Origin of the sequence: Nesterenkonia alba DSM 19423 (assembly GCF_000421745.1) — a bacterium.
Taxonomy (GTDB): Bacteria; Actinomycetota; Actinomycetes; order Actinomycetales; family Micrococcaceae; genus Nesterenkonia; species Nesterenkonia alba.
Genome location: NZ_ATXP01000019.1, coordinates 24,646 through 31,337 on the forward strand (window position 1 = coordinate 24,646; position 6,692 = coordinate 31,337).

Here is a 6,692-nt window from a genome sequence, read left to right on the forward strand (position 1 = left end):
CCTGACGTGACCTACCAGTCACCCCTTCTGAACCGCAGCGGTGCCGTGGCCGCTACGGGGCCCGACGTCGGCGTCGCGGCTCATTACGGCAGCCCGGTGCCGGAGCAGCGCGCCTTAGAGTCCGGCCGCGCCGTGGTGGATCTGTCCCACCGTGCCGTGGTGACGGTCACCGGCCCCGACCGGCTCTCGTGGCTGACCACCCTGTCCTCCCAGCAGGTGGATGGGCTGCAGCCCGGGGACTCCAGTGAGCTGTTGCTGTTGGATATCTCCGGGCGGATCGAGCACGCCCCGGCGATCACTGACGACGGTGAGACCGCCTGGCTCATCACTGAGGCCGACCACGGCCCGGTGCTCGCTGAATGGCTCGATGCCATGAAATTCATGCTGCGGGTGGAGATTACTGACCGCACCGCCGATTACGCCGTGCTCGGCTCCACGGTGCCGCTGCCTGAGGACCTTCCCTCTGCAGTGCCCGCCCGCTGGCGTGACCCGTGGCCGCAGCTGGGACCCGGTGCGGAATCCTACGCGACCGTACCGGAGGAGGAGCACCCCGGTACTGACTATTCCTGGCACCTCACCGTGGTGGAGCAGAAGAGTCTCGACGCCGTGGTGGACCATCTCACCGAGCATGCTGGTCTCAGCCTGGCGGGGGTGCATGCTGCAGAGGCGCTGCGGGTTGCCGCATGGCGTCCCCGGTTGGCCTACGACGTCGACGCCAAGGCGATTCCCCACGAGTTGGACCTCATCCGCACTGCGGTGCACTTGCACAAGGGGTGCTATAAGGGGCAGGAGACCGTGGCCCGCGTGCACAACCTGGGGCACCCGCCGCGCCGGCTGGTGTTCTTGCACGTGGACGGTTCCGAGCACACGCTGCCGGCTGCCGGCTCTGCAGTATTGGCGCCGAAGGATCCCGCCGCAGACCCGAAGACACTGGGTACCGAACGGCCGGTGGGGGTGGTGACCTCCGTGGTCCGCCACCACGAAGCCGGCCCGATTGCGTTGGCCCTGGTCAAACGGAAGGTGGACCCGGAAGCCTCCTTGGTGGTCCGGGACGAAAGCGCCAGGAGCGCTGACGGTGATACCGCCGAGCAGGAGCCTCTCTACTACGCGGCTGCCCAGGAGCTTATCGTCCGGCCCGACGCCGGGCAGGCTGTGGGCCGCCCCCAGGGCGATTTCCTCCGCGCCCCGCGCCGCTAAAGCTCTCCGCTTCAGGGTGGAGAGGCAGAGAAAGCTCAGATGCGTGCGTTCCGTTGAATCGGCGAGCTAGCGTTGGATTTCGTTGGTCAGGCTGAACCGGTCCCCGCGGAAGTAACCGGTGCTGATGCACGCTGCAGTTCCGTTGGGCTGCCACAGGGTCTGGTATTCGGCCAGAAGCGGGGCGCCAGGCTCGACCCCCAACAGTTCGGCAAGTCCCCGGTCGGCGGGGATAGCGCTGGTACGAACCGTGGAGTGGCTCAGTGCGATTCCTTGGCTCTCCAAATAGTCGTAGATCCCCGCGATCCGTATGGCGGCGCGCTCCGGCGGCTCGAGGTTTAGGTCAGCGCGGAGCACGTGGGACCACAGCACCAATGGTTCAGAGGTGGAGGTCAGTCTCTCGAAGAGGATGATCTCCGCATCGGGTTGCACGCCTAGGGACATGGCGTGCAACGGAGAGGCTCTCTGGTGCTCCCACTGGATGACCGTGGTGCGGTGCCCCTCGCGAATCTCCCCGAGGGAGCGGAGTCGATCGCGGCCAAAGAGGTGCACGCGGCTCCGCGGCCGAGTACCGATGCCCTGCCGACGTTCCAAGTACCCCTCACCGACGAGCAGGCTGAGTGCTTCGCGGATGACATTGCGTCCCACATTGAACTGGGTGGCCAGTTCCTCCTCTGAGGGCAGCACGCCGTCGTACCAGACTCCCTCCATGACACCGACGCGGAGAGCATCGCGCACAACACGGGCGCGGTGATGGCGTCGGGTCATCTGTTGCATATGGCAATTGTATGGATGCACAACAAACTCTCGGGGGACGAGATCGCTCAGAATCCCGAAGAACGGCCCGAGGCTTCGGCTGCTCTGCCCCGGAAGAAGAGATAGAGCACCACGGCGGCACTGATGAGCTGGGCGGCTCCCAAGGCCAGCCACAAGGCGGAGATCGCCATAGCAGAGGAACCCAGCGAAAGTCCGACGCCGAACAACAGCGGCAGTCCGCCGGCCCCGGCGTAGGCAGCTGTCTGGATCAGTCCAATCGCCCGAGGCGCTTCACTTCCCGCAGCGAGTGAGACCACATACTGGGTCAGTCCAGCCCACCCCCACCCAGGGCCCAGTGCGAAGATCACCCCGAGGGCGAATAGCGCTTGGTTGCTGCTGGCCATCAGCGCGGTACCTAAGGAACCAGCGATCATCAGCCCGGCGATCATCGGCATGGCGGAGACGCTGCGGAAACCATCGATCATTCCTCCTGCACCACACCGGCACAGTGCTCCGGCTAAACTTCCAACCCCCAGCAGCAGTGCTGCTTGGGATTCGGTAAACCCTTGAGTGACACCTGCTGACACCGTATAAGCGGCCACCGCGCTGCCGACCCCGGTACCTAGAAAAATAGCCACCATCAGTAGCCAGAGTTTCCGCAGTAGATGTGGACCAGTTTTCACCCGGACCGCAGAGAGCTGCCGGGGGGCCCGTTCACGGGTGTATTCGACGCTGAGGAAGACCACCAACACCAGCAAGGCGAGAGCCGCAGCGGAGAGGAACCCCGCCTGCCACCCGAGGGCTACGGCGATCGCCGGCACGGAAATGCCGGCAAGGAATGACGCCCCAGGGACCGCCCCCTGTTTGATCCCCAGAGCCGTGGCCAGTTTCCCGGGATGGACTCGGGTCCGTAGCAGTTCGTTGGAGGCCGGGTGGCCCACCCCATTGGCGGCACCGCCGATCGCAGCCCAGAGCACAAGCATGGGCCAGCTCCAGGTCAACAGGGCACTACCGAGCGCACTGGTGAGGACCAGGGCCAAACTGAGGATGACGGCGCGCTGGTACCCGAGCTGCTTGACGGCTTTACCTGCAGTGTTCGAGGTCAGTGCCGCCGCTGCCCAATAGGCGGCAACTGCAGCTCCCAGAGACCACGCGGGGGCCTGAAGGGTGGCGTTGAGTTGGACGAACAGCGCCCCCAGCAGAAAGGTCGGAAGTCCTCCACAGACAGTGATTCCTGCCGCAGTCAGAACTGAGGCGCGACCCGGACGGTTTCTCATTCCGGTGGCAGCTGGACGCCAGCGGACTCGGTGATGATGCTGTAGTGCTGTGGTTGCCGGTGTTTCTCGAAGTTGAAGATCCAGCCCTTGATTTCTTCACAGCGGTCCAGGTCGATCACCGCTGAAATCAGCTCGTCCTCCAAGGAGACGGCCTGTGCCATCATTTCCCCAGTTGGAGCGATGATGGCGCTCTGGCCAATGAGGTCGCCGCCTTCCTCATGACCGCACTTGGCCGCGCCGACCACGTAGCTGCCATTCTGATAGGCTCCCGCCTGCATGCTCAGGTGATTCCAGAAGCCCTGCAGGTGGTTGTGTTGCGGCAGTCCCGGGGTGTGTACCGGGGTGTTGTATCCGATCATGATGAGCTCGACGCCTTGCATACCCATGACTCGATAGGTCTCCGGCCATCTGCGGTCATTGCAGATCGCCATGCCGAGAATCCCGTCGTAGGCGCGAAACACTGGGAAACCGAGGTCACCAGGTTCGAAGTACTTCTTCTCCAGCTGCTGGAGATTGCCCCAGTCTTTCTTGTGATCTTCGTGGCCGGGCAGGTGAACTTTTCGATACTTGGCGCCAATTGTCCCGTCGGGGCCGACGAATACGGAGGTGTTATACCGGCGCGGGGTTGGACCTGATGTATCTAGTTCGGCATACCCGAGGTAAAAGCCTACGGAGAGTTCACGGGCCCTATCGAAGAGAGGTTGTGTCTCTTCCGAGGGCATCTGGGCTTCGAAGAAGGAATCGATGTCGGCGTCGTCATCCATCCACCAGCGCGGAAAGTACGTGCTCAAGGCGAGCTCGGGGAAGACGACCACCTCAACACCGCGGGAGGCGCCTTCCTCCAGTAGAGCGATCAACCGAGATACGGTCTGAGTCTTGGACTCAGCCCGCGGGATGGGGCCCATCTGGGCAGCGGCAACGTGCAGGGAACGTGTCATGAAGTCTCTGTCCTCTCACATGGTAAGCGGCGTGTTGCCGCCGATCGTGCCGAGCTCAACGAGCGCGGCGTCAGTCCCAGATGGTCCGACCAACTGCACGCCGCAGGGCAGGCCGTCGGTGACGATGCTGGGACGCACCAGGGCCGGCAGTCCAAGGGTGGTAAACGGCACGCTCATATGTGGTGATCCGGTCGCACCTCTGCCCTCGGGAGCGGTTCCGAGCGCCCCCGGAGTCAACAGGGCAGTGAGCTGGTGGCTGCTCAGCATGCTCGTTACTGCGGCGTGCAATGCATTGCGCTCGGACTGGGCCTGCAAATAATCCCGAGCGCTGATCGTCCGGGAGGTTTCCACGATGCCGGCTACGTACTCACCGAGCTGATCCTGGGGAAGATCCCGGTGCGCGGTGCCGAATTCGGAGCTTTCCACGATGTGGTGGACTTCCACGATCTTCTCCGCAGTGACAGGCAACTCAACCTCCACCACCTCTACCCCGACATCTTCCAAGCGGGAACGGTAGGAGGCCACCGCGGCTGCTCCGGCCCCATCGCAGTCTTGGAAGTACTCGTCGACGAGTACACCGACTCGAGGAGCGGCAGGCAGGTGTTGGCCCGACCTCGCCACCGGGGAAAATCGCGCCACACCGGGAACCGTCTCAAGAACGCGCAGAGCTAGCTTGATGTCCTCAGCACTGCGGGCGAACGGCCCCACTTTGTCGATGGTCCAGGCATTGGCCACCACGCCTCGTGTGCTGATCCGCCCCTGGGTGGGACTCAGACCGAAGACCCCGTTGAAGCTTGCCGGCCGCCCGATTGATCCGCGCGTCTGGGTGCCCAGAGACAACGGAATCATGCCCGCGCCAGTCGCCGCACCCGGGCCTGAGCTGGAGCCGCCGGGAGTGTGGTCCGGATTCCAGGCGTTGCCAGTGTCCGGGGGATTGCCCAACTGAGCCAGTTCCGTCGTGGTGAGCTTGCCCAGGATGATCGCTCCGGCAGCACGGAGAGCGCTGACGACATCGCTGTCGGTCTTCGGTGTGTTCGTCGCCAGGGCCTGACATCCGGCTTGGGTCGTATAGCCTTCGACGTCGATATTGTCCTTTAACCCCACAGGCACGCCCCAGAGTGGAGTCTCCGGGGTGGGTCTGGGTGGTAACGCTGCGGCTTGACGGTCTACATCGTCCCAGTTGATGCTCACCCACGCTCCAATCGTGGGTTCGACTGTCTCAATGTGCTCACGCAGCTCGCTGAGGACGTCCCAGACTCGGAACTCTCCAGTGCGGTACCCGGTGTGCAGTTCTGTGACGGTCTTCTGTTGAGATCCAGTGTGCATGTGTCCTCCTTGAGGTGGTCAGGTCCGTTCGTCCCGGCACGCACGCCCGAGGCGAAGAAGTGAGTCTGAGCAGAGAAGAGGGCGCCCCCGGGTGGTGGGGAGGATCCCCGGAGGCGCCCTGCAATCAAGCGCGTTGTTTCTCAGTCGCCGTTGTTGACGAACCGCATGTCCACGAGATCGTCGTAGACGGCCGGATCGTCCTCATCGTCGAGAGTCTGTGCGGTGCGCACCACTTCAAGGCTGGTCTCCACTGACTCTTCGGAGATGTAGGCGTCCTCCCCCCAAAGTTCAATCTCATACTGGCGGTCGAGGACATCCTGGACGAGGTCTTCATCGAGGTTGCTGAACTCTGCAGTGGCCACCTCGAATGCCGTGTCCGGGTCTTCGTGAATTGTGGCGAGTGCCTCACTGAAGCCATCGACAAGCGCCTGAGCAGTCTCCGGGTCGTTTTCGTAGGTTTCAACCGGGACGTTGACCGTGGAGTAGGCGTACTCACCGAGGAACTCCGGCACGTTGATGACTGGCTCACCCCAGATACCCTCGTTGATGCCTTCCTGCATCACCGGGTCCACCGAGAAAGCGTACTCTGCTTCACCTTCGGAAACGATGGTCAGGCGAGCGGCGTGGTCTCCTGCTTCGATGACGTTCTCCATGTCGTCGATTTCCAGGCCAACGTTCTGGATCAGGTAGCGGGTGATGGCGTTCTCCGTCCCACCGTAGGCCCCGGTGACCATGCTGGGCCCCTGGGAGAGGAACTCTTCGACGTCGTCCCAATCCTCGATGTCGGGTTCCTCGGCACCGTCGGCCGCCACCAGATGGACGTTGCCGCGGTTGACCACAGCGGAAATGGCTTTGATCTCCACGGTTCCGGAGTCGTCTTCGGCGCGGACGTAGCCGTTGTGCTCGGGTCCACCGATGAAGCCCCAGGCCTGATCGGTGAGCACGGCGTTGACGTGTCCGCCGCCGTCGCTAGCGGTGTAGACGGAGACATCGAGACCATGCTCTTCGAAAATCCCTTCCGCGATGCCAAGGTAGAGAGGAAGATATCCGATGCTCTGGAACGGTTCGGCGATCACGACCTCCGTCAGTTCTCCGTCGGCGTCTCCTCCTCCGCCTCCATCGTTATCGCATGCGGTCAGGGCTAGGGCTCCTGCGGCCAGAACGCCGGCGACCTTTGCGGCGGGTCCAAATGAGCGTGAAG

Annotated in this window: 6 protein-coding genes; 1 reads left to right on the forward strand and 5 read right to left on the reverse strand. The window is 63.3% G+C overall.

Annotated elements, in window-relative coordinates:
- The first annotated feature begins 6 nt into the window (after positions 1–6).
- Positions 7–1,197: a CAF17-like 4Fe-4S cluster assembly/insertion protein YgfZ gene (gene ygfZ / locus H578_RS0111280; protein ID WP_022873785.1), complete on the forward strand. Its 1,191-nt coding sequence runs from the start codon at positions 7–9 to the stop codon at positions 1,195–1,197.
- 66 nt (positions 1,198–1,263) lie between these two features.
- Here the strand turns inward: ygfZ and H578_RS15770 are convergent, their stop codons facing one another.
- The 5 genes from H578_RS15770 to H578_RS15010 all read right to left on the reverse strand — a co-directional run.
- Complete coding sequence (locus H578_RS15770; protein ID WP_051130879.1) at positions 1,264–1,971, reverse strand: GntR family transcriptional regulator; 708 nt, start codon at positions 1,969–1,971, stop codon at positions 1,264–1,266.
- Between the two features lie 47 nt (positions 1,972–2,018).
- A complete protein-coding gene (locus H578_RS0111290) occupies positions 2,019–3,227 on the reverse strand; it encodes an MFS transporter (protein ID WP_022873787.1) in 1,209 nt (402 codons plus the stop codon).
- Positions 3,224–4,165 (reverse strand): N-carbamoyl-D-amino-acid hydrolase, encoded by a 942-nt coding sequence (locus H578_RS0111295; RefSeq protein ID WP_022873788.1) that lies wholly within the window; start codon positions 4,163–4,165, stop codon positions 3,224–3,226. The genes H578_RS0111290 and H578_RS0111295 overlap by 4 nt, the downstream gene beginning before the upstream one ends.
- A 15-nt stretch (positions 4,166–4,180) precedes the next feature.
- Positions 4,181–5,491 (reverse strand): amidase, encoded by a 1,311-nt coding sequence (locus tag H578_RS0111300; protein WP_022873789.1) that lies wholly within the window; start codon positions 5,489–5,491, stop codon positions 4,181–4,183.
- A 140-nt stretch (positions 5,492–5,631) separates the two neighbouring features.
- The coding region (locus H578_RS15010) for an ABC transporter substrate-binding protein (protein ID WP_022873790.1) at positions 5,632–6,692 on the reverse strand (1,061 nt) is incomplete at its 5' end.

Coding starts and splice junctions, on each gene's coding strand:
- H578_RS15770 (WP_051130879.1), bottom strand. CDS start 1,971: ATGCAACAGATGACCCGACGCCATCACCGCGCCCGTGTTGTGCGCGAT.
- H578_RS0111290 (WP_022873787.1), bottom strand. CDS start 3,227: ATGAGAAACCGTCCGGGTCGCGCCTCAGTTCTGACTGCGGCAGGAATC.
- H578_RS0111295 (WP_022873788.1), bottom strand. CDS start 4,165: ATGACACGTTCCCTGCACGTTGCCGCTGCCCAGATGGGCCCCATCCCG.
- H578_RS0111300 (WP_022873789.1), bottom strand. CDS start 5,491: ATGCACACTGGATCTCAACAGAAGACCGTCACAGAACTGCACACCGGG.